Below are 19,812 nucleotides of genomic sequence, written 5' to 3'. Positions count from 1 at the left end.
TTTATTCCAAAAGTAATAAATAAAACAAAAGCCCCCGAACTGAATCGTCCAGAGGCTATGCATGGTTCAAGTGCAGAGCTGGCTCTATTAAAAATTACCAGCCGTCAGGGATATATAATAACTATTAATCGTCTACGAAGCTTATTCCATATGATGTGTCAGCAATAGCCGCGCCCGCTTTTGTCAATTCGACGGCTATCATATGGAGGTACTGGTTCGATAGGTCTTTAACAAGCGTTTCCAGTATGGACTGATCGACTTCAATCCTGAACGTTAGAGTTAGCGTAACTTCGCTTGTATCCATTCTAAAACGGCAGTTTAGTGGTCTTTTGAAACGGGTGTCTGAGTTTATTCATCTCACTCGTCTTATTCAAAGAAACAACTTCCGGGCCAAAACACAGTTGAATGGTGGCAAGTTCTGCCCTCATCGCCACGGCTAACTTAGTTTAAACTCAATTTCCTGAATCTTGAGGTTACACTGTGTCAGTTCGGTTTCCCATTCGAGTAGCTTACCAGGCTTCGCTTTGGGGTTGATCAGCTTCCGTCTGAGCTTCGAGCGCTTATCAATTAGCTTACGTTTCTCGATGGCCAATTCAAAGGCGCCAGCATCCGACAAGGTAGGGGCTTCAACAGTCGACTGTTCTTCGGGCAAACAGTGATTCCGCTCCAGATAATATTTCTTATCCCAGATCAATTCAATCTTTCCCTTCAGCTCAAGAATCTGGCGGGTCAGTTGGGGACAGGAAACATCGGAGGGTATCTTGTGCAGCTGGTTGCTCAATTCGGCCATCTGCCGGTTCAGCCCATTGGCTTCGGCTGATAGGTCAGCCTGAATACTAGCATACTCATCGCCTACAATCTGGCGGCCCAGCGTGGACTCGCCAGTGGCCACTGGCACCGGAGCCGATGCAGGGCCTACTCGTTCTGTGCGAGGTGCAATCGGAACGAATGTCGTTTGTTCCTGAAGATCGGCCAATCGTCGCTTTGCCTGGGCTAACTCACCTGTGGTGCAGCGTCCGGCCTTTACGAACATTTCGAGCATTCTGATGCTGGCCTGTTGCTGACTTATTTGTGTCTCAAGATTCATGGATACAAAAAAAACGGCACTAAGTCGTTTTTAATAGGACATATTCAAGATATAATGTGTTATCTAAGTAAAAGCGGTTTATGGAACAAAAGAATAAATACGGCTTGGATAGAAGCATACCTTTACCTGTTAAACGGGCTGTACGTCAGGATTGTGGCTTTGGATGTGTAATTTGCGGTTTAGGTATTTACGAGTATGAACATGTCGATCCAGAGTTTCACGAAGCAAAGGAACACGACCCAACGAAAATAACTCTCTTATGCTGCCAATGCCATGGAAAAGTAACGAGAAAGTATTGGTCTAAAGAAAGGGTAAAAGCTGCCATGCTTGATCCGTTTTGCAAAAGAAAAGGGTTTAGCCATGAATTTTTTGATGTTGGAAATGGACATCCTTTTTTAAGGTTTGGTGGGGTAATGCTAACCAACTGTCCAACACCAATCGAAGTTGATGGGAAACCACTGTTTAAAATTGAAAAACCCGAAGAAGTCGGTGCTCCATTTAGATTCTCTGGTACATTCTGTGACTCGAAAGGAAAGCTTTCACTTGAAATTATTGAAAATGAATGGAAAGCTTATTCTTCCAATTGGGACGTTGAAGTAACAGGTACTTCTATGGTTATAAGAGAGAGAGGACGTTTAATACACTTAAAACTAGACGTTGTTCCTCCTGATGGATTAATAGTTGACAGATTAAATATGAATTTGAATGGACTTAAGTTTAATGCGAATGGAGATTTCTTAGAAGTTATATTTAGAAACGGAGATAAATCTATTTTTACTTCGTGCTTAACTAATAACTGCTCAGTAGGGCTTGCATTCAACTAATCCTTATTGCCCACATCTTCCTTTTCCTGAGTCATCGCCCTGAACTCGTTAATCGCTTCCCGGAACGCCCACGCCTGGTGATCTTCCATCGGGTCAAGAAACCAATCCTGTTGGGGCATATTCTCAGCCTTGTCTAAGTATTGCTCCAGTGTTAAACTGAGGTAGGCCGAGTCGATGCCCGCATCATGCAGATGCTGACGAAGATCGGTGAAGCGGGCAGGAGCAGGGATTGCCATATATAAACAGGCTGGGTGCCTGGAAAATAAGTATTTACAAAACAAATATATTAAAAATCGGCCCTACCTCCTTGTTGGTGTAGGGCCGATTTTTTAGGGATTAACTGTTAAACCGTTTCCGTATCATCGGTCAGTTCTTTTTCTGGCTCAGGTACTGGCTCTGGTTTTGGGGTAGTCAATTCAGCCAGGCGTTCCTGATTCAGCTGCTGTAGTTGCTCCAGTTCGGCGGCTTCTTCAACGGCTTTCTTCTCGGCAATCTGTTCCTCGGTCAGCCCTTCGTAGGTGGCCAGCATCGTGGCCTCGTCAGAAAGTTTCTGAAGCAGGTTGCCGATCATCCCGACACTCTGCAACGGAAATTCAGCATAGATTGAGTCGGCCAGGCTATTGTCGGTTGCTTCGTTCAGCGCTTTTATCCCCGCTTTGGCGGCATTCTCAAGCTGCTTGAGTGCCCCCACTATTTTCTTTTGGTCAATTTTACCCACGATTACTTCGTTTGTGTCTCGGCTACGGGAGCCGCTACGGGTTCGATAAATTCTTTGCCAAGCACCGTATCATACAACTGAGCCAACACGCCCTGAGGGGTGTTTTCATCCAGTGGAAACGAGCCATTGCCATTCTCCAGCTTTACTTTGCCGAGGTAGGCTGCTTTGATCTGGTATTTCATTTTGCGCGATTTCATAAGGAGAAAAAAAGGCCCCTCTCGATTGAGAGAGGCCATGTTTAGTTGCTATTGGGTCAATAGCTTAGACCGCCAGCGCCACCGTTACCGCTGCCGCCAGGGTTGGTGGGTGGAATGCGTAGCCGTCACCTTTGAACTTGAAGTCAATCGACAGGGCATCATCCGCCTTCGCGCCCGAATCCGTCGAGTCTTCAAATTCGAGGGGTTCATTCGAGGAGCCATAAACAACCCGTGTACCGTCCTTGTAAACCACAATGGCTACGCCACCTTCGTTGAAAGTTTTGTCCAGAGCCGTAATTTGAGTCGCGTCGTAGCCGGCCATTTTGCACTCACCCGATACCCCAACGTTCTGGTAACCCAGTTTACCTTTACGGTCCGACTTAACCCGGCAGGTGCCAATATCAAACGTCACAACGGCCCACGTTTTTCCAGCGGCTACGGGAATGGTTGGCCCCGCAATCGCGCCCGCCGTAACATCGGTCTGCGCTGGCCAGTCAGCCGTAAAGTCCGATGCAGCCATGAGGTATAGTTTGGCAATACCGCCCAGGTTGGCCTTCTGCCGTTCCTTCCGGCTCATGTTCGATAGACTGACCGTTGCCATACCCACCGTTACGGTGCCGGTGCCGAACACGAAATCCTGTAACGAAGGCGGCACTAACGCATGCACTTCGGCTGGTGCCACCACGCTGGCCAGCAGGAATAACCCCATTAGGAGCGAACCAATAACTCGAAAACTTTTCATTGTAAGTAAGAATAGTTGAAAGTGAAGCAGATCAAAGCGAACATCCTTGCCAGGCCACGTTCTCCAGTACGGGGAATCCGGTTACTTCGAGTTCAGGTAGATATACCGACCGTCGATGTAGTTAAGCCCAATTTCACCATCCAGGAAGATGTTGATATTACGAGCCGACTGCTCAATTTGAATAGACCCGGCATCCGTCGTTTCTGGCACCTCCGGCGTGATCACCACGAAGTTGCCTTCCAGCGTCCAAATCATCTTACCAACCACTGTCAGCCAGTTCTTGGCAACGATTCTCGTATTTGGGTAAGCCGCCAGGCGATACTCCCCATTCGTGTACGTGACAATGGCCTGACCGTTCGACAGGGCGGAGCTAACAGCATTTGTCAGGTAGACAAACGTCGTTGGGTCCAGGCAAAGTTGAGCGGGTTCCGATTTATCCAAATCGGTATTCGCGGCCAGTTTCAACACCAGTTTGTTAATCTCGCTCAGCACGTTCGATGCGTCGATGGTCGCAACTGCCGTAATCATATTGCCCGCTGGAATGTCGCCCACAAAACCGGTGCCCGACGTCGCGTAGCCCTGGGTGAGCAACAGCGATAGACCATCGGCAATGTCAAGTGGGCTCGTACCCGTTGCGTTATATACGCCACTCCAGACCGTACCCAGGAAGTCTTTACCCATGCGCTTCATGATGCGGCTCATGTAGTAATCCATAGCCGCAAAGCTGTAGATATCCTTCGGATCAGTAGCCTTCCGGATACCACCATACAGTTTAGACCACGCATAAAGCGTCACTTCATCCAGTTGAAGGTCCACCTTAAACGGACGAAGAATACCCATCCGGTTATTCAACGTCAGGAAGTTGTTGGTGAAGTTGGTCGTACCCTTACGACCTGGCTGCAAAATCGAACCAGTCGAATCCCGTACCAGGGGCACCTGATCCACCGTAGGGATCACCGTGAACAGGCTATCGCTTTTGATATCAAAGCCATTGGCCAACCGCTCCTGATAAATCATAGAGTAGTCAGCAATGTTCGATTTTAGGGCCGATGCCAGGGCACTCAAATTAATACTTGCCATGAATGATAAAAAAATTAAACAGTTGTGAAAAAAGTAAGCCTCGTTTTGGGTAGCGGTTATTCGTCGGCGGCTACCTCAATGCCTTCCATCATGCGCGGATGCTTAGTTTTCATTTCGCGCATTTTAGCCTCACGAGCGTTTTCTTTGGGAGCTTCGTTAGCTGGCTTACCGTTGGTCGAATCACCCGACATACCCGACTGATTCAAAGCCGCCTTATGCGCATCCCAGGCTGTAGCCTTTGGCGTCAGGGTGGCAATCGTCTGGTTAGCGGTAGCCAGCGACGTGTTGGCTGTTGCCAATTCCGTCTGGGCTGTAGTCAATGCAGCCTGAGCCGTTGCCAAATCCGTTTGGGCCTGGGCTAGATCATTCGCCACGGCCTGGTTACCATCGGCTTGCGCATCGAGCCGGTTCTGGACTTCCTGCGTTTCAGTCGCAAAGGCGTTGAACTCCTCCTGCGTGAGTTTTTCCGAAATAGCTTTCTCGCTAGTCGGAAACAGGGCGGCTACTGCGGCCCCCAGTGTTTGGGTTGGTTTAAGCATATGGTCCGGCATACCGGTTATTTTGAAAGTTGCACTGCGCGTTGAAGGGCCTGAGATAGAGAACCGGTGCGGTCAGCCAGGCCCAGCCTAACCGCTTCTTTGGCATTGTACATTTTCCCGGTAAACACCTCCTGAGAGGTCAGCTTACCAGCCCGGCCCCGGCGAACGTAGCCCACAAACTCAGCCCGGCACGCGTTCAGCGTAGCCTTGAGTTCGGCCATCGTTTCATCCGAAACCGGCTCCACGCCGTTAATCAGCGCCTTGTGCTGACTGCCATCCGCCCGAATGATATCGACCTTAATGCCCTGTTTTTCCAGAGCCTTCGACTGATCTGCCAGCACCATCAAAACACCAATGGATCCCACGCCACCAACCAGCTGATCTTCCACCATAATTTCGGTGCACTGGCTCAGCACATAGTAGGCCGCTGAAGCCGCGAAAGGCGTCCAGCCGATGACTGGCTTTATGTTTCGAATCGCCCTGATCTGATCGGCAAAGGCACGCGTCGAATCGACGGTGCCACCAGGCGAATTGACTTTTAAAACAATGGCTTTGGTCTGCGGATCACGGCTTAGGATATCCAGCCAACCCATAATGATTTCGTTGCCATAGGAGCAGAGTTCACCGTTTCGGCTCATGGCTCCGTCAATGGGTACGATCGCAACCCCGTTAGTTTGGCGGAAATAACTGGCTACCCGCTGCTCATACCCATCATTCAACTGAGCCGTAATGGCTGCCAGGTCCGATTTCTGACTAAACAGATTAGCAGGAATCGGGTCTTTCCCCGCTTCGAGCCGGGGGCGAATCAGATCGGCCATGCGCTGGGCATAGCCTGGCTCGATGTACCATTGTCCTGCAAAAGAAAAACCGGTCATTGGGTGCTTGTCGGGATTAAGATGCTACAAACATCCCCCTGCCAAATGCCAGTTAATAGGACACAAAAAAGCCTGTTACTGATGGTAACAGGCTTTCAAAACTCACCCTAATTATCCCACCACGGCTTGCCGAACCACCGGCATGCCAGGAACATGCATAAATTCCGGATCTTCTTATCCGGCTCAATCTCCTGAAGTCGATGATATAGCTCCAGATCGGCCAGCCGACGGGCTTCTTTAGCCCCAAGCGTTTCCTCAAACAGCCGGTTATCATACCACCAATCGTGCAGAATGGTGGCACGATTCGACTTCCCGATAGGCGGAAAAATACCCCATAACAGCATGGGGACGCTGGCAAAATCGGTCACGTAACCGCGTGGTACCGTTACTTTCCCCGAATTTGTTTCATACGTAATCGACCGCTCCAGCCGCCAGCGATCCGACTTTACATTATCTTCTAAATACGTAACCAGGATAGGTGTCATCGCTATTCAACAGGAGAAGGTGGTAAAATCTGGGGCATAACGCCCTCGTTGACGGCCATCAGGGCTGCCACAATGCGCGGCTCGACCTGCATCCCATACCCCAACACCTGGGCGGTGTGGGTAGGATCGATGTTCTCGACCCGCTGCCATTCAACCTCATTGGCCGAACCAAGCACAAACTCTGGTAGATCGCGCGGCCCGAAAATGTACACCGATCGCACGTTGGTCTGATTGGTCGGCAGCGAGTAGTTGGACCCCAGTACCTCCTGGTTGTTGGTTGCGTTGATGATGCGCCGGACGGGGCCATCGACGGTGTAGGCTTCCTTCTGGTCTTTGCTCAGGCGCGGCCAGATCGCGCGGAAATCCTCGAAAGTACTAGGAATGAACATCGTTAAGCAGTGAGGGATTGAAGGAACGAATTAGGAACACGGCGCGGGTAGTACTTGACCTGGCGAACCCAGCCATTCATCACGAAACTACCGTTATTCGACCCAACGTCCAGCTTGAGCAAACCCGTGGGTATGTTCACGGAAGACACTGGCGGGGATAAACTTGTATTGGAGGCAACCACTAAATCATTGAGCTTATAAGCCCCGGCCAGCTTGTAACCGGTATTGGCCGTCGCCCCCGCTGAAACATTACAGGCTGTACCAACACCGCCGACATTGACGGTCATCCGGTGCAGTTGGGGGGCTGCATTGCCGCACTCGAAAACAATCGACATCGAATTGGCCCCCTGGTTGATGGACATAAATCCCTCACTACCCGTACTGATACCCCGGATTGCCGCTCGGGTAAAGTCAACGTACAGCGTCCCTTCGTCAGTGGCATTAAACAGGTTGGCAATGCCCGTCCACCGGCACACATCGGCCTGTCTGGTCACCGCTGCCGTCGTGGTGGGTATGTAGCTGGTAGCGAAAGCGCCTTGCTCGAATTGAGCACCCCAGAAATACATGCCCGACGTGCCGTCTCCGGCGAAGGTGCCGGTGTTATTGCCGTTTCGGATGATCAGAAAATAACCACCCGAGGTAAGCGTAGCCGTGGCCGTGGCGGTCATACTGACCCGGTACCAGCCATTGGGATAGGGCGTGATCGTATTGGTACAACCGGCCCCCGTGAACAGCACGGCACCGGCCCCCGTCAGCGAAAAGCGATTTTCCAGGTAGTTACCAAAGACCGTATTGATCGTCTGAAGGCTGACGACAGTATACCCGGCTGGCTTAACGAAGATCGACAGCGTGTAGGTATTCCCCGACACAAAACTCAGCCCCCCCGGCGAGGGGTAATGGTGACCCACGGTGGCGGTTGGTACGATCAATTCGGCGGAGGTACCCCCCGATGGTGCGGGGGTGGCATCGGCCATCACCGTCAACAGGCTTTTCCCCCAGGTGGCCTGGTCCAATTGTTCCGAATAGAGACAACTGTTTGTCCGGGCCTCCTCGATCAACAGGCCCCGTAGTTGGCCCGTTACCGGGTCGTAATCGAACCGGGGCGTTTGGGCGGCAACGGTCTCCAGCACACCGGCCGAGTTGAACCGGGTGGCGATACTGTTGCGAATAAACGTCAGGCCCGCAGGCATCACCCCAGACCGAAAATCCAGGTTCAGCGATGGGCTGAACTGGGCACTCTGTTGGCTGCTCCGTATCATCACATTTTGGCGTAAGTAGCGTTGATCACTGAGTTGCTGCGCGCCATGAGCGAGAAGGTATTGCACTTCCCCGCTACCGTATTCCAGTCCACCGAGGCCCCGCCCGGAAAGGCCACAGCCGGGGGAAAGGTCAGCACGAAACTACCCGCCCCGCCCTGAATGCAGTCGATATACAAACACTTGCCAGGCCCGGCGTTTTGAATCGTCAGGGTCGTGTTGGCCGTCAGGGTCAAAATCAGAAAGGTATTGTCAGCCGGAGCCAGATCAATCGTATAGGTTGTTGCTGCACTAGCCGTTACGACCCGGTTGGGTACAGCCGCAATAGCAGCATCCCGGGCTGTGCTGGCGGCCGTTGCACTGCTGGCCGCTGCATTGGCCGACGATAGGGCATCGCCTGCTTTGGTGCTGGCCGTGCTGGCCGAGTCGGCGGCTGCATTAGCCGACGTAAGCGCTTCGCCAGCCTTCATGCTGGCTGTGCTGGCTGAACCAGCGGCTTCCCCTGCCTTTGTGCCGGCAGTACCGGCTGATCCGGATGCAGCATTGGCCGACGCAAGCGCTTCCCCCGCCTTCGTGCTGGCGATGAATGCTGAGCCAGCAGCTGCATTGGCCGACGTCTGCGCTTCGCCTGCTTTTGTGCTGGCGGTGCTGGCCGAGCCAGCGGCTGCATTAGCCGACGTCAGTGCTTCGCCGGCCTTCGTGCTGGCTGAGCTGGCTGAACCAGCAGCTGAATTGGCCGAGGCCAACGCTTCCCCGGCCTTCGTGCTGGCCGTATTGGCTGAATTGACGGCAATGGTAGCCTTCGTTTCTGTTTGTGTGGCCTTCTGCGTTACGTCGACCTGAACAGCATCAATCGCTGCTTTTGCCGAAAATACCGCTTCCCTGGCCGCAATAACGACAGGCGCGGTATTGTCCGTCACAACCAAACCATCAATGACGATACCGTCAGTAATCGAGTTGTAAACAACCTTAAAATCGGGTGCGGTAAAAACACCCATTGCCGATGCCTGGCCTTTTACCCACGAGAAAACACCAACAACTTCAGTTCGGGCCAGGCTAACATTATACAGGCTGTAGGTGTACTTATTCTTGTACAACTTATCCTTGGCAGCATCGTTCAGAATAACCTCTAGCCGATTGGCCAGGGTCGATACCAGCGGCAACGTGATAACGGCCAAACCTGACTCGTCCGCAAACGATAGTTCAAAGCTCTGTGCCGATACGGCCGTCATCGGCGAGCCGTCCGGAAGCGCGAACAGAAAGCCGATTTTACTCGTGTCCCGGCGTACCCGCTCGATGTTGGCCGTTGCCGCGTAAGCGGAAGAAATTGGTAGCATTAGGTTGGTGAATTACAGGTCGCCCCGTTGGTCAATATCCCCGATCGCGTTGCCGATCAGCGCGTAGATCAGCGTGGCAATGGGTGTCTTATCGGTTATAGGCAAACCCATTTTCTTGAGATCGCCCAGCGTAATGTTCTGGAAAAACTGGCGCTGGTCCACCGCTCCAACCGTCCCTTCAGCCACGACAGTACCGGTTTTAGGGTCAACAAAGGCACCCGTCGTGTTTTTGGTTACGATCTGATCCTGGTACCGAGTGCGCGCGGCCTGTTTCTGAGCGGCCGTCAGGCTGTCGTCCGTCTCTATACGTTCCAGAATCGGAACGCCGGTCGAGTCGAGCGTAACTACCCGAATCTGCTGGACCATGTTCAGGTCGGCCAGAATGACAAAATTTTCGTGAAGAGCCAGGCGGTTGAAGCCCGTCACCACCTCAGTACTGATCACTTTTTCGATTGGAGCCATTGGCGTACAGATGAATAGTTAAAATGATTACCAACCCGAACTGGCGGCTCTTCGCCACCGGTGGGGATTGGTTGACGTTTTCCAATAAAAATAATCTTCGCCCCAGCATACGGTCCCCGCTTCGCCGTTCGGATCCGTTGGCCCGGTGGGTACGTAGCTGGTTTCCAGCTTTAACTGCTGGTAGCCAGTCGAGCCCTTTACGTGTAGTGCTGCCGTGGGTGTCTCGGTGCCGATGCCGGTGGTGCCATCCCCTTTAATGGTCATCAGGTGCTTACTGGTGGCCGGATCCTGACCCGCATAAAACGCGTGACGATCGGCTGAACTGTTTACCTGGTATTTGAGGGTGCTGGCTAAAATGCCGAATCCGTAAAACTGGTGGTCATTGTTAGACCCGTTTTCGTACAGATTGATCTTTTTAGCCAGGATCGTGGCCGGAAACTTTAGAACGCCATTCATAAAAATATTGCCATCGACGTGGAGCCGTTCCGATGGCAGCAGCGTACCTAAGCCCAGCCATCCGTTCCCGTTCAGGCTGGCCAGCAACCGCTTTGTACTGGCCGTAAGCTGCTGCCAGAATGAAAAGCCCCCGCCTAGGGTGTTGGCGTTCATTAGCGATACCTCCGAGCTTCCCGCCGAATAGTTGCCCCCGATGGTCAGCTTTGCCACCCCTGGCGTGGTAAATGGTACCGGGTAAAAACCGTCCGAGTTGGGCAAGGGGAAAGACGTTAAACTCTTGCCCAGCTCCATTTTAGGCGGATAGTTAACCGGTTGTGTCGAATTGAAAACCAGCGTCGTATTGGCTGGTATACCGGAAAGGGGAGCGCCAAAGGTTGGGTAAATAGTGGCCTGTGCCATATCCATCACCTTGACCGAAATTAATTTAAACCCATTGTCGGCATAGGCATAAAATAAAATCCGGTTGTCCGGATGCCGAACGGCCACCAGGCCCGCGCCAATAGTTCCCCCCGTGACGGTGTAATAATAAGTGAACCCGCCCCGGTTGGCAAAGTACGCTTTGATAATTTGCGGCTCCCCGGCTGTAGAGTCCCAGGGCTTACAAACCATTTCCACGGTCAAAAAGTCGAATGTGCCACCCGTGGGCGCGGCCAGCTCGGCAAACGGGTAGTACCGGGTAGCGGGTAAACTTGTTTCGGCCACCGATGTAATAGTTTGCGCCCGTCCGGCGGGTAGGCCATTGAGCGTGGCAAAGTTGGCGTTTGGTGCTTGGAGTACGGCCCCGCTGCCATCATCGACGGTAGTCCCCACGACGAGCTTACCCATGTGGTAAACATTATCCGTGTTGGCCCCGCCCGGCTGGTTGTCGCCTATCCGGAGCCAGGTAGAGAGGTTTCCATTAACCGCCCCAGTAACCCAGTCAATAACCCGTTTAAGGGCCGTAATTACACCGGTAACCCGAACACCTCTATAACCTTTGTTCGCTAAATCATTGTCGATATCATTCTTGATCGACGTTCCGTCCAATGCCATAAATCGTTATGAATAAAAATCGTAAGAAAAACCGTAGGAGAAATCCGCGTCAGCACCCGCCGTATCGAGCAAGCCGCCGTCGGTAAAGAAATAAGCGGGCTGGCGAGTTTCGCCGACCCAACTGAACTGATACCCACTGGGAGACACGTCATACTGCGCCAGAAATCGGAGCGGCTGTTTGGCTGTCCCGATCAGCTTCCGGTTCCCATTGGCATCCTGATAAATAGCAACCCATTTTCGTTTGGTCATGCGTTGCATCACCAGCGCCGTGGCCGGATGGTCATTCGGCACGTTGAGCAATATAACCTGCTCATAAGACACCCCTTGTACTGATACCTTGGCCTTCTGGTTGTAATCGCCCCGATCGGAAGGGAACTTCAGCGATTGCAGAACAGCATCTTCGCACAGCTGTAAGCCAGTGGACGATAGTAGCCAGCCTAATTGCAAGGCGTTGGGCACCGTCAGCGGATCATTGAGCCCCAGCAAATGCCGGGTCTCAATCAGCCAAAGGCGACGGAGACCCGGAACATTTGCCGCGCCGTTCTGATTCGGTAGTGCAGGAATCGTAGCAATACGGTCGAGTGGGTTCATAGGGCAAAGTAGGGGCTTTGCCAGGCTAAATGGTAGGACGCAAAAAAGGCCCCTTTTCGTCCGAAAAGGGGCCTTTCTGATGAATGGGGCTAGGTTTAAGCCGTGAATAAAGTTACGAACGAACGAACAAGTAGTAAAAATTGGTGAGTACCCCCCAAAAACAGGTGAACAACCGCCCCAACTTTATTTTTAAATTTTTCAGGCCGGGCCACGTTAGGCGGCCTGGAGCATGGTGGTCATCTTTTTCGCCATATACCGCTGGTGATCGCGCCATTTCTTCCGGAGCGTGTCAGCCGACACCATTTCTTCAGTAATGCCGTAGCGGTCCATAAAGATGGTTACCCCTTCGTAATCGCTGATGCCGAGCATTAACGAGACTTCCATGCACTCTAAAAATGCCTGGGTAAAGAGATAATTCAAGAGCTTCGCCACTAGGTCCAGCTTGCCGGGGTGAATGAAGTGGTTCTTTAACGAATCGGGATAAAGCAGCGTAATCGAGGTCGCATCATCAACCTCTACTTTGGGCAATACATGGCGAAACCCCACCTTTTCGCAAGCTAATTCAGCCAACACGCCCAACATTGATTTTTTGGTCATATCAATGATGTTGGTGTTGTTTCCGTACCGTGCAACAACAAATTGACGTACGTGTGTTTCTCTAATCGGTATACGTGTTTTTAACATGCGGTCAAAGTGAGTAAGATTACCTATATTTAATGCGCCACAGAGTAACCTTCCAAATGCCCATTGTAACGCCCATGTGCCAACATGGGCGTTACGTTTAACAAAGATTGCCTACGATTCATTCGCCAAATAGGACTTGCCTACTTCGGAGTAGCCCGCTCCAGGCGACGAACCATCCGTAACCGCAATCAAGACCTTCCCCTCGTTCAAATCCTTGATGTAATCGTGGGCCTGCTCCAGTGCTTCCGGAGTTTTGCACTCGGCCAGAAACCGTACCAGCTGCGCTACTGTATTGCGCATGGTAATGATTGGTTCATACTCTTCCGGCTTCAGGAGCTTCTTCAGCTGAGCCTCATGTTTTTTGGCGGCCATGCGAATTCCATCCTTTATGGGCGATTGCGCCATGAGCATGAACGTCAGCTGCGTAAGCAGGAATTCAACAGTTTTATCTTTCTCGAAGGCGGTCATAAAAGTCTAAGTTGGTTGTGGTGTCGGCCTGTTGGCCCATACATTCGTCTCTTTGCGTTATCCTTCCGATCGTGCGTCAAATGGCATACCTGGCACATCGCTTTCAAATTCCCGAACCGGTTGTTCTGCTCATCGTGATCGAGGTGAGCAACCGTCAGAATGATCATCCAGACCTTTTTCGTTTCAAAAGGATAGTCCCAACCGATCTTCTCATTATAAGCTTCGGCCCATTCCTTAGCTTCCTTATGCGAGGCAAATCCTGATTCGGGCGGATCATCGTTTTCGGGCGGCCAAAACTTGCCATTCTCCCAATAGCCGACCCGGTAGTTCTGGAGGCCGCAAACCTCACAGCGGTTTTTGGCCCTACGGAACCTGATCAGATAACTGATCAGGTTCCATTTTTTATGGTACTTCTTCCGATCTATCGGCATTAGAACGGCAGATCGTTGCTTTCTTCATTGCTCTGATTCATGTACTGGCCCGGTCCAGACATAGCCGGTGCGGGAGCTGGTGTTTGCCGGGCCGGTGCCTGAGCCTGGGGAGCCGCCACTGCTGCCGATTGCGTGGTAACCACATCAATCTTATACACTCTTAGATTAGTGATCACCATTTCCTTATCGTCTCTGGTCTTAACTTTCCGACCATCGAGCCGAAACTTTACCTGAATCAGTTGACCTTTAACCAAATTATCGACCAGGTTAACTTTATCACCCGTCAATTGCAATTCTGGGGTATTTGGGAAGTCCGGATTGTCGGTTAAATCGACGTACAATTTACGGACAAGAAAGTTATTTTGTCCTAAAGATTCGGTTGCTTTTGCGCCTAAAAATTTGCCAGTTACTGTTAATTCGTTTGCCATTGGAATTGAAAATAAAAAAGTGAAAAAAATTGAACTCAGAGTAAAATTGGGGTGTCTACCCGCTTCAAATTGCCTTGGCGTACCCACTCGTCGAACTCTGCCCTGGTCACATCGACAGTGCTTTCTGCATCGACATTCAGTAGCTCCACATTGGCTCCGTATCGACCACTGGGGAAGTGACCGAACAGGCAGGTAACAACCCACAACTGACCATTTCCATCCACGTATTTCTGCCAACGGAACACCCCAACAGGCTTTGCTGTAGTTTGTACTTTTAAGGGATGCACCACAGTTGCTACTTCATTTTTCATCGTTTTTTCTGAAAAAATGGGCAGTGTATTTCTACCACACCACCACAAAAAGTTAACTGATTGACTTTTAGAGATTTGAGGGCCTTTGTCTGTGGTATTTTTGTGGTAGACATTATTACAAATACCACGCTACCACAGCTTTACCACACATTTACCACAGCTCTACCACAGATTTATTATACTCAACTATTTATTACTTAATTACTTATTACATCCTTTGCCCGCTCTGTGGTAGCGTGGTACTGTTTTTCCTCCTTTTTTTTGAGATTAGCGTTCTGCCTTTTCTAGTCGTCGTCCTCTCCAATCTATCCCAAATGCATCAGCGAGCTTGCTATAAGACATTGCGCATGAACCAGATACGGAGCGCGTGTGGCCGTTGGCATCGTCACCTTCGCCGGGCATGAAGCGGATGTTTTTGAAAAACTTGTCGGGGTCAGATGCGCCCTCGAAGGCAATCATCTCCTGTTTGAGCGTGTCGCGGTCAGCGGGAGCCTTCCAAAACGTCTGCCGGTAGCGTTGGGCATAAATTGTATAAAGCGAAGGGAAGCGAAGAAAAACCAAGTCACCCTCGAAGCGGAAATGCACATCTTCCTGAATGCCTCCCTGCTCATACTGATTCTGCATCAATTCGAAGAATTCCGACAGGGCCGTTTTCTCCGATTGGATTTGATGCTGCCTTAAAATGGCATCACTTCCGATCTGGACAAATTCATTCAGAATGTCGTCGTCGGCCGTCGCATCGAAATGAAGCTGGATTTTGCCGAACACTTGAAGAATATACGGAATGCACAGCACCCGCGCCATATTGGAGATTAGACGTTCAACGGGTTTTTCATGCCGAACGGCTTCCTTCAGGGCATTATATAGGTCATCGTAAGCCTGTTTGATACCCTGGGCAATCAGCGGCCTGTGAGCCAGCATTTCGAGCGTTACGCAACTGAGACCGTCCTGCTCAACATCCCTAAACCGGGCGAAGGCTTCGACCTGCTCATCGGTCTTCTGTTGCTCTACAATGGGCACAAAAACACATCGGGAAAAGAAGATCGGATTCTCTGGAATGTAGTTACTCGTCAGGGCCAGGGCGCTGTAGATATCAACCGTATCGACCCCGCTTGAACTGTTCTCTTCGGCTTTGATGTAGCCATTATCATCATAAGCGGATTGGAGCAAACCCTCAAAAGGAAAGTCGTTACTGTGCTCATCCATCCAGATCACGCTGTTGCTTGTCTGCGACATGACCCGAACCAACCCGGCTTCGGTATTCTTGTTTTTCAGGTTGGCCACGGCTTCATGGAGATTGAATAACCGACAGATTGAACGGGCAATGGAGCTTTTACCGGAGGATGCACCCCCCTTCAGATACAGGATCGGGCTGGCACTGGTGTGCTTAACGATCAGGTCACGAAACAGCGACATCAGGTAAAAACAGGCGGGAATGATGGCGTTGTTGTATTTATGCACCTTCACCAAATAGCCGAACCAATCATTAAAGGTCATCTCACCTGGCTTGAGCGTAAACAGGTGTTGGCGCTTCTTTTTAACCACTGGCATCGACAAACATAGTTCGGTACCATCGGCCATTTTTGCGGTTACAATCCCGAACTCGTCCGGCTCCAGCACCTCGCCATTCACGGCTTTGTTGGCGAAGAAGAAAACACCCGAGTCGGTATGATACCCCAGCCGGGTTACCTTCTGAGCCTGCGGGAAATTCATCTTGAACAGATGTTGCCACAATTCGCCCAGGTACGTATCGGTTAGCTTTAGTGCCAGCCGGTGGCTGGCCATCTTGTTCTTTAGCTTGGTGGCCGAGCAAAATTCGTCGTGGGTAATCTCAATATAGATAGGCTCCTTCCGGCCACGTACCACTATTTCCAGAATCCAGGTCTTTTCCTCGTTCTCGTCTTCGGTACAGTACTTGACGAAAATTTGAAAATTCTCCGCGACACATATCCAGTTCTTCGCGCCGTAAATCCAAATACTTCCGTTGCTCCGGTATTGAACAGATTCGAAAACCCGTTCTTCTTTATCCGCCTTTTTAACGGTTGCCACCTCACTGCTGTCCTTATCATCCTGGCTGACAACTGGGGCATCAGCCGCTTTAACCGTTTCCTTTTTAGCCAGTTTTTCCTTCTTCTTTGAACCGGGCTTTGATACATCGATGCCATGCTTTTTTGCGATATCAAAGAATTTCCAGGGAGTGGTGAACCGGCATTTGGCGACGGCTTCGTTAAACTTTTCATCGGTTTTAGCCGAATCGTATTTCTCACTGATCTGGCTAATTCGGTGAAAGAGATCCCGCCCGTTTTCACCCAAGGTGCTCATGCAAAAAGCGAGCATCAACCAACCTGTATGAGCCACATTGTTATGGTATTCATCGTCGGTTATGTTGACTTTGGCTGCTTCAATTCGCTCGACCACGGCCAGAACGTGACGATATACGTCATCGGCATCTTTTACGACCTGGTGTTCAGTTTTGGGCTTCTTCGCCTGTTGGTGTTCCTCCAGAGCAAGGCCCCTGTACATGTAGCTCTCAGCCTGCTCATTAACGAATACGGAGCCATCATGGGGCAGAAAGCAAGCCCGGCTTACGTCAGAGCCACTGGCGTCAACATCCAGGCCATAATTTTGCCGGAGGTAAATGGCGATATCAGCAAAGAAACCCTTGTGGCGTTCTGGCTCATCAACCAGGCCAGGCACTTCGACAACCATTTTTAGGCCGGTGCCGGTAGGCGAGGTAAAGAGCAGCAACGTGTGCGGATCGGCTTGCAGCTGGAGCCTTGTTTCGAACATATTGGACACATGATCGAAGTCCAGGCAAATCAACCCCGAATGCTGTTTCAGGTTCGCTACCAGGCGAGTAGGCGAAAACGAACCCGAAAACGTTACATAGTCCAGATCGCCTTTAATCAACTTCTGAATATCGGGTTCAAAGTTGCGCAGTTCACGCGTGGCCATCTCATAAGTTGGGCCACTGATCATAGCCACCACATCAGCCAGGGTCACCGTCGATGTAGGCTTCTTGATCTTGATGCCGCCCTTAAAAAAGCTAAACAGGTAGTTACTCAGGCGCTGTCCGTCGGTACGGTTATCACTCATTGTCGTAACGGTCATTAGGGTTAGGAACCACGCTACGATACATCGATTCAATAGCGTTGGGGCAAATAATTACGGCCAGATAAAACAGCCAGAATAGCACGCCCCATAGGAGTCGGGACCAAAAAGTCATCATAAATAAGATGGATGAAAGTGGAGCGTCGGCCGATCGACCGACGCGATTCCAAAGCTGGAGCCATGCTATTCCCGTAAAAAGGACAGTTCCACCAAGTGAACAGGCTGGACGAGTGATAGCTGCAATTCAGCCAGCATCTGCCAGTAACAGGCATTCTTTTCGACACGAGCCAACTTTAATTCAGTAATCAGGAAGCGTTTCAATAGGCTCAGCTCACGTCCATCGATTACCACGTTGTGCCCTTCAATCAGGGTATGAGCTTCGTCCGGATTACCAGCGTTCATCCATGAATCCAGATCACTAAACTCCTGGGCGCTTAGGCTATAAGTTGGCGTGTTTCCCCACAGATCACAGAGCAGAGCCGAGAAAATTCGGCTTTTAAGCATCGGATGTAGGCCCGCGGGCATAGCGATGACAAAGGGCTGAAAATTGTTCAGTAAGGGCATTACTGGGCGAAAAGTGGGCTTGTAGACTCGAAATAGTTTGAACATCCTTGTATTGGTTTAATGGCCGACGTGGCACGTTTAATCGTTGCAACCGTAGCGGTTATTAGTGGTCTTCTCTATAAAGACCGATATCGTGTGAAGCACTGAAGCTTTCGGAACGGCACTGGGTGAAGCGTCAGGGTTTTCCAGTCGCCAGGCTTCCCAAAGGGCAACTTTGTTTTGGGCATCCAGTAGCACCAGATCAGGTTCATCGGCCAGCGTACCATTCTGGTAGCGGTCAACAATTGCGTCGAGGGTCATAGTCTGAATTGATTTAGTTGAACATCCTTATTTTGCTTTCTTCAAATTCTGTCTCTTGAGCCGGTTCGTTTTTTCGGCCTGTTGCTGCTTAAAAAACTTGACAGATTCTTCCACCAACCGGGTAAATTCTGGGTCAGCTACCCGCCCCAGCCAGGCATTTCGCCAGCGGGTAGCGTAGGTCAGACGGTCTAATTCAGGGTTTTTAGAGACTACCCAATTGATGACATCCTGTTGCCCAATTTCTTCAGGCAAGCTTTTACGAGCTATGTGCATTTTCTCTCGCCATTCCTGTGCAGCAGAAGCCGGTTGTAATGCCTTTCTGACCATCTGTAAATCCATCAATAACGCCTGATTATTGTTCGCCTTTGAGCCGTATATTAGCACTACCAAAATTAGCAGTGCTAATTTTGGTAGTGCTAAATAAGCCATTGCTTAATTTAAAAACAAGCAATGGCTAATAAATTTCTTTATCGTGGACAATTTGCCAAGCATGATTAAGCAACTCTTGAAGGACAGGAAGCTGAAACAGAAGGATTTGGCCGAAAGAATGGGCGTTAAACCATCATCTGTAAATCAATGGATTAATGGTAGCTCTCGCCCTGACAATAGTCGATTGACCCAATTAGCTGCGGAGTTGGGCGTAACTGTCGATACACTATTAGGTGGCAAAACTTCAAGCGAAACAGAGAAGGAAGCAGGCTTTTTTGCCGAAGGAAACATTGCTTCTGTCAGACCTAATATCTCTGAATTTTATGTGCAAGTGCCCTATCTATCCGCACGTGCCCAGGCGGGCATACCCTTAATGACTTACGATAATTTTACGTTGAACTGGATCGAAGAGAGTTACCCCGTATTTCTGCCCATTATTGCTATTAGTGAGAGGCATTTGATTATTGAGATTGCAGGCGATAGCATGGAGCCTGAAATAAAAGGGGGCGCGTTGGTGCTGGCTGAAGCGGTTCAAAAAAATGACATCAAATATGAATCTGGCGGGGTCTACGCGGTGCTATATGCGGGTAACCGGTTCGTTGTCAAACGGATAAAGACTAATACCCTGAATACAAATGGCACCTTGAGACTTTGGTCTGACAATGACAAATATGGCCATATTGATGTACACGGAGAAGACATTCTCTATGTATGGAAAGTAATTGAAAAAGTAAGAGAAGCAGTACGTTAATCACCTAAATTACATACTCCCGTAACCAGTTGTGCAAAAAGTCGGCATGATGGGGCGTCCGTCGAAGCGGGAATGGAACGACATCAAGGAGCGTGTCGATGCGGATATCAAGCTTTGGGTAGTTGATTTAAAGAAATCAATGGCGAAAGCTGACGCCGATTTTTAGGCAAAAAATAATGGCAAGAAAATGGCAAAGAATATCCCAGAATGGCAAGCTCTGATCTAATGGAAAATGCCTTTATAGCTCAAATAAGCCATTTTTGCC

General features: G+C 50.4%; 29 protein-coding genes. 3 read left to right on the top strand and 26 right to left on the bottom strand.

Annotation, left to right across the window (positions count from 1 at the left end):
* Window positions 1-124: 124 nt before the first annotated feature.
* Window positions 125-304, bottom strand: a complete 180-nt coding sequence (locus tag ACYU8Y_RS17080) for a hypothetical protein (protein ID WP_460939264.1) — start codon at window positions 302-304, stop codon at window positions 125-127.
* A gap of 132 nt (window positions 305-436) precedes the next feature.
* On the bottom strand, window positions 437-1,087 hold the full coding sequence (locus ACYU8Y_RS17075; protein WP_460939263.1) for a hypothetical protein: 651 nt from the start codon (window positions 1,085-1,087) through the stop codon (window positions 437-439).
* Between the two features lie 80 nt (window positions 1,088-1,167).
* On the opposite strand from ACYU8Y_RS17075, the gene ACYU8Y_RS17070 reads away from it, so the two are divergent.
* Window positions 1,168-1,911 carry a hypothetical protein gene (locus ACYU8Y_RS17070; RefSeq protein WP_460939262.1) on the top strand — a complete coding sequence of 248 codons (744 nt, stop codon included), beginning with the start codon at window positions 1,168-1,170 and terminating at the stop codon, window positions 1,909-1,911.
* Here the strand turns inward: ACYU8Y_RS17070 and ACYU8Y_RS17065 are convergent.
* From ACYU8Y_RS17065 to ACYU8Y_RS16950, 24 genes are all read right to left on the bottom strand, one after another.
* Window positions 1,908-2,147, bottom strand: a complete 240-nt coding sequence (locus tag ACYU8Y_RS17065; RefSeq protein WP_460939261.1) for a hypothetical protein — start codon at window positions 2,145-2,147, stop codon at window positions 1,908-1,910. The genes ACYU8Y_RS17070 and ACYU8Y_RS17065 overlap by 4 nt on opposite strands.
* Before the next feature lie 107 nt (window positions 2,148-2,254).
* Window positions 2,255-2,629 carry a hypothetical protein gene (locus ACYU8Y_RS17060; RefSeq protein ID WP_460939260.1) on the bottom strand — a complete coding sequence of 125 codons (375 nt, stop codon included), beginning with the start codon at window positions 2,627-2,629 and terminating at the stop codon, window positions 2,255-2,257.
* A 2-nt stretch (window positions 2,630-2,631) separates the two neighbouring features.
* Window positions 2,632-2,826 (bottom strand): hypothetical protein, encoded by a 195-nt coding sequence (locus tag ACYU8Y_RS17055; protein ID WP_460939259.1) that lies wholly within the window; start codon window positions 2,824-2,826, stop codon window positions 2,632-2,634.
* A gap of 64 nt (window positions 2,827-2,890) precedes the next feature.
* Window positions 2,891-3,568 (bottom strand): hypothetical protein, encoded by a 678-nt coding sequence (locus ACYU8Y_RS17050; protein WP_460939258.1) that lies wholly within the window; start codon window positions 3,566-3,568, stop codon window positions 2,891-2,893.
* Between the two features lie 81 nt (window positions 3,569-3,649).
* Entirely contained in the window at window positions 3,650-4,648 is a 999-nt protein-coding gene (locus ACYU8Y_RS17045) for a hypothetical protein (RefSeq protein WP_460939257.1), read from the bottom strand.
* A gap of 56 nt (window positions 4,649-4,704) precedes the next feature.
* Window positions 4,705-5,187, bottom strand: a complete 483-nt coding sequence (locus tag ACYU8Y_RS17040) for a hypothetical protein (protein WP_460939256.1) — start codon at window positions 5,185-5,187, stop codon at window positions 4,705-4,707.
* A 17-nt stretch (window positions 5,188-5,204) separates the two neighbouring features.
* Complete coding sequence (locus ACYU8Y_RS17035; RefSeq protein WP_460939255.1) at window positions 5,205-6,062, bottom strand: S49 family peptidase; 858 nt, start codon at window positions 6,060-6,062, stop codon at window positions 5,205-5,207.
* Between the two features lie 107 nt (window positions 6,063-6,169).
* Window positions 6,170-6,547 (bottom strand): DUF1353 domain-containing protein, encoded by a 378-nt coding sequence (locus ACYU8Y_RS17030; RefSeq protein WP_460939254.1) that lies wholly within the window; start codon window positions 6,545-6,547, stop codon window positions 6,170-6,172.
* A gap of 2 nt (window positions 6,548-6,549) precedes the next feature.
* Entirely contained in the window at window positions 6,550-6,936 is a 387-nt protein-coding gene (locus ACYU8Y_RS17025; RefSeq protein ID WP_460939253.1) for a hypothetical protein, read from the bottom strand.
* 2 nt (window positions 6,937-6,938) lie between these two features.
* The gene (locus ACYU8Y_RS17020) at window positions 6,939-8,195 is read right to left on the bottom strand and encodes a phage head spike fiber domain-containing protein (RefSeq protein WP_460939252.1); all 1,257 of its coding nucleotides are present in this window, start codon (window positions 8,193-8,195) and stop codon (window positions 6,939-6,941) included.
* A complete protein-coding gene (locus tag ACYU8Y_RS17015; RefSeq protein WP_460939251.1) occupies window positions 8,195-9,529 on the bottom strand; it encodes a hypothetical protein in 1,335 nt (444 codons plus the stop codon). Before ACYU8Y_RS17015 ends, ACYU8Y_RS17020 begins: the two co-directional genes overlap by 1 nt.
* Before the next feature lie 12 nt (window positions 9,530-9,541).
* A complete protein-coding gene (locus tag ACYU8Y_RS17010; RefSeq protein WP_460939250.1) occupies window positions 9,542-9,991 on the bottom strand; it encodes a hypothetical protein in 450 nt (149 codons plus the stop codon).
* 27 nt (window positions 9,992-10,018) lie between these two features.
* Window positions 10,019-11,479: a hypothetical protein gene (locus ACYU8Y_RS17005; RefSeq protein WP_460939249.1), complete on the bottom strand. Its 1,461-nt coding sequence runs from the start codon at window positions 11,477-11,479 to the stop codon at window positions 10,019-10,021.
* Window positions 11,480-11,485: 6 nt separating this feature from the next.
* Window positions 11,486-12,070, bottom strand: a complete 585-nt coding sequence (locus ACYU8Y_RS17000; RefSeq protein ID WP_460939248.1) for a hypothetical protein — start codon at window positions 12,068-12,070, stop codon at window positions 11,486-11,488.
* A 213-nt stretch (window positions 12,071-12,283) separates the two neighbouring features.
* Window positions 12,284-12,667: a hypothetical protein gene (locus ACYU8Y_RS16995; protein ID WP_460939247.1), complete on the bottom strand. Its 384-nt coding sequence runs from the start codon at window positions 12,665-12,667 to the stop codon at window positions 12,284-12,286.
* Between the two features lie 198 nt (window positions 12,668-12,865).
* The gene (locus ACYU8Y_RS16990; RefSeq protein ID WP_460939246.1) at window positions 12,866-13,222 is read right to left on the bottom strand and encodes a hypothetical protein; all 357 of its coding nucleotides are present in this window, start codon (window positions 13,220-13,222) and stop codon (window positions 12,866-12,868) included.
* Window positions 13,219-13,653, bottom strand: a complete 435-nt coding sequence (locus tag ACYU8Y_RS16985; protein WP_460939245.1) for a hypothetical protein — start codon at window positions 13,651-13,653, stop codon at window positions 13,219-13,221. The genes ACYU8Y_RS16990 and ACYU8Y_RS16985 overlap by 4 nt, the downstream gene beginning before the upstream one ends.
* A complete protein-coding gene (locus ACYU8Y_RS16980) occupies window positions 13,653-14,081 on the bottom strand; it encodes a DUF3127 domain-containing protein (RefSeq protein WP_460939244.1) in 429 nt (142 codons plus the stop codon). Before ACYU8Y_RS16980 ends, ACYU8Y_RS16985 begins: the two co-directional genes overlap by 1 nt.
* A gap of 35 nt (window positions 14,082-14,116) precedes the next feature.
* Window positions 14,117-14,392, bottom strand: a complete 276-nt coding sequence (locus tag ACYU8Y_RS16975; RefSeq protein WP_460939243.1) for a hypothetical protein — start codon at window positions 14,390-14,392, stop codon at window positions 14,117-14,119.
* Between the two features lie 267 nt (window positions 14,393-14,659).
* Window positions 14,660-17,488: a BT4734/BF3469 family protein gene (locus tag ACYU8Y_RS16970; protein ID WP_460939242.1), complete on the bottom strand. Its 2,829-nt coding sequence runs from the start codon at window positions 17,486-17,488 to the stop codon at window positions 14,660-14,662.
* Window positions 17,481-17,621 (bottom strand): hypothetical protein, encoded by a 141-nt coding sequence (locus ACYU8Y_RS16965; protein WP_460939241.1) that lies wholly within the window; start codon window positions 17,619-17,621, stop codon window positions 17,481-17,483. Before ACYU8Y_RS16965 ends, ACYU8Y_RS16970 begins: the two co-directional genes overlap by 8 nt.
* A gap of 65 nt (window positions 17,622-17,686) precedes the next feature.
* Window positions 17,687-18,112 carry a hypothetical protein gene (locus tag ACYU8Y_RS16960; RefSeq protein ID WP_460939240.1) on the bottom strand — a complete coding sequence of 142 codons (426 nt, stop codon included), beginning with the start codon at window positions 18,110-18,112 and terminating at the stop codon, window positions 17,687-17,689.
* A 33-nt stretch (window positions 18,113-18,145) separates the two neighbouring features.
* Window positions 18,146-18,367: a hypothetical protein gene (locus ACYU8Y_RS16955; RefSeq protein WP_460939239.1), complete on the bottom strand. Its 222-nt coding sequence runs from the start codon at window positions 18,365-18,367 to the stop codon at window positions 18,146-18,148.
* A 27-nt stretch (window positions 18,368-18,394) separates the two neighbouring features.
* Window positions 18,395-18,796, bottom strand: a complete 402-nt coding sequence (locus tag ACYU8Y_RS16950) for a hypothetical protein (RefSeq protein ID WP_460939238.1) — start codon at window positions 18,794-18,796, stop codon at window positions 18,395-18,397.
* 61 nt (window positions 18,797-18,857) lie between these two features.
* Between ACYU8Y_RS16950 and ACYU8Y_RS16945 the strand changes: the two genes are divergently transcribed.
* Together ACYU8Y_RS16945 and ACYU8Y_RS16940 are read left to right on the top strand one after the other, a co-directional pair.
* Window positions 18,858-19,547: an XRE family transcriptional regulator gene (locus tag ACYU8Y_RS16945; RefSeq protein ID WP_460939237.1), complete on the top strand. Its 690-nt coding sequence runs from the start codon at window positions 18,858-18,860 to the stop codon at window positions 19,545-19,547.
* A gap of 31 nt (window positions 19,548-19,578) precedes the next feature.
* On the top strand, window positions 19,579-19,713 hold the full coding sequence (locus tag ACYU8Y_RS16940) for a hypothetical protein (RefSeq protein WP_460939236.1): 135 nt from the start codon (window positions 19,579-19,581) through the stop codon (window positions 19,711-19,713).
* Window positions 19,714-19,812 lie beyond the last annotated feature (99 nt).

The sequence above is a fragment of the Spirosoma humi genome (genome assembly GCF_054776575.1).
This window is presented reverse-complemented; position numbering and strand designations above follow the sequence as displayed.

Coding starts and splice junctions, on each gene's coding strand:
- ACYU8Y_RS17080 (WP_460939264.1), bottom strand. CDS start 304: ATGGATACAAGCGAAGTTACGCTAACTCTAACGTTCAGGATTGAAGTC.
- ACYU8Y_RS17075 (WP_460939263.1), bottom strand. CDS start 1,087: ATGAATCTTGAGACACAAATAAGTCAGCAACAGGCCAGCATCAGAATG.
- ACYU8Y_RS17070 (WP_460939262.1), top strand. CDS start 1,168: ATGGAACAAAAGAATAAATACGGCTTGGATAGAAGCATACCTTTACCT.
- ACYU8Y_RS17065 (WP_460939261.1), bottom strand. CDS start 2,147: ATGGCAATCCCTGCTCCTGCCCGCTTCACCGATCTTCGTCAGCATCTG.
- ACYU8Y_RS17055 (WP_460939259.1), bottom strand. CDS start 2,826: ATGAAATCGCGCAAAATGAAATACCAGATCAAAGCAGCCTACCTCGGC.
- ACYU8Y_RS17050 (WP_460939258.1), bottom strand. CDS start 3,568: ATGAAAAGTTTTCGAGTTATTGGTTCGCTCCTAATGGGGTTATTCCTG.
- ACYU8Y_RS17045 (WP_460939257.1), bottom strand. CDS start 4,648: ATGGCAAGTATTAATTTGAGTGCCCTGGCATCGGCCCTAAAATCGAAC.
- ACYU8Y_RS17040 (WP_460939256.1), bottom strand. CDS start 5,187: ATGCTTAAACCAACCCAAACACTGGGGGCCGCAGTAGCCGCCCTGTTT.
- ACYU8Y_RS17035 (WP_460939255.1), bottom strand. CDS start 6,062: ATGACCGGTTTTTCTTTTGCAGGACAATGGTACATCGAGCCAGGCTAT.
- ACYU8Y_RS17030 (WP_460939254.1), bottom strand. CDS start 6,547: ATGACACCTATCCTGGTTACGTATTTAGAAGATAATGTAAAGTCGGAT.
- ACYU8Y_RS17025 (WP_460939253.1), bottom strand. CDS start 6,936: ATGTTCATTCCTAGTACTTTCGAGGATTTCCGCGCGATCTGGCCGCGC.
- ACYU8Y_RS17020 (WP_460939252.1), bottom strand. CDS start 8,195: ATGATACGGAGCAGCCAACAGAGTGCCCAGTTCAGCCCATCGCTGAAC.
- ACYU8Y_RS17015 (WP_460939251.1), bottom strand. CDS start 9,529: ATGCTACCAATTTCTTCCGCTTACGCGGCAACGGCCAACATCGAGCGG.
- ACYU8Y_RS17010 (WP_460939250.1), bottom strand. CDS start 9,991: ATGGCTCCAATCGAAAAAGTGATCAGTACTGAGGTGGTGACGGGCTTC.
- ACYU8Y_RS17005 (WP_460939249.1), bottom strand. CDS start 11,479: ATGGCATTGGACGGAACGTCGATCAAGAATGATATCGACAATGATTTA.
- ACYU8Y_RS17000 (WP_460939248.1), bottom strand. CDS start 12,070: ATGAACCCACTCGACCGTATTGCTACGATTCCTGCACTACCGAATCAG.
- ACYU8Y_RS16995 (WP_460939247.1), bottom strand. CDS start 12,667: ATGACCAAAAAATCAATGTTGGGCGTGTTGGCTGAATTAGCTTGCGAA.
- ACYU8Y_RS16990 (WP_460939246.1), bottom strand. CDS start 13,222: ATGACCGCCTTCGAGAAAGATAAAACTGTTGAATTCCTGCTTACGCAG.
- ACYU8Y_RS16985 (WP_460939245.1), bottom strand. CDS start 13,653: ATGCCGATAGATCGGAAGAAGTACCATAAAAAATGGAACCTGATCAGT.
- ACYU8Y_RS16980 (WP_460939244.1), bottom strand. CDS start 14,081: ATGGCAAACGAATTAACAGTAACTGGCAAATTTTTAGGCGCAAAAGCA.
- ACYU8Y_RS16975 (WP_460939243.1), bottom strand. CDS start 14,392: ATGAAAAATGAAGTAGCAACTGTGGTGCATCCCTTAAAAGTACAAACT.
- ACYU8Y_RS16970 (WP_460939242.1), bottom strand. CDS start 17,488: ATGAGTGATAACCGTACCGACGGACAGCGCCTGAGTAACTACCTGTTT.
- ACYU8Y_RS16965 (WP_460939241.1), bottom strand. CDS start 17,621: ATGATGACTTTTTGGTCCCGACTCCTATGGGGCGTGCTATTCTGGCTG.
- ACYU8Y_RS16960 (WP_460939240.1), bottom strand. CDS start 18,112: ATGTTCAAACTATTTCGAGTCTACAAGCCCACTTTTCGCCCAGTAATG.
- ACYU8Y_RS16955 (WP_460939239.1), bottom strand. CDS start 18,367: ATGACCCTCGACGCAATTGTTGACCGCTACCAGAATGGTACGCTGGCC.
- ACYU8Y_RS16950 (WP_460939238.1), bottom strand. CDS start 18,796: ATGGCTTATTTAGCACTACCAAAATTAGCACTGCTAATTTTGGTAGTG.
- ACYU8Y_RS16945 (WP_460939237.1), top strand. CDS start 18,858: ATGATTAAGCAACTCTTGAAGGACAGGAAGCTGAAACAGAAGGATTTG.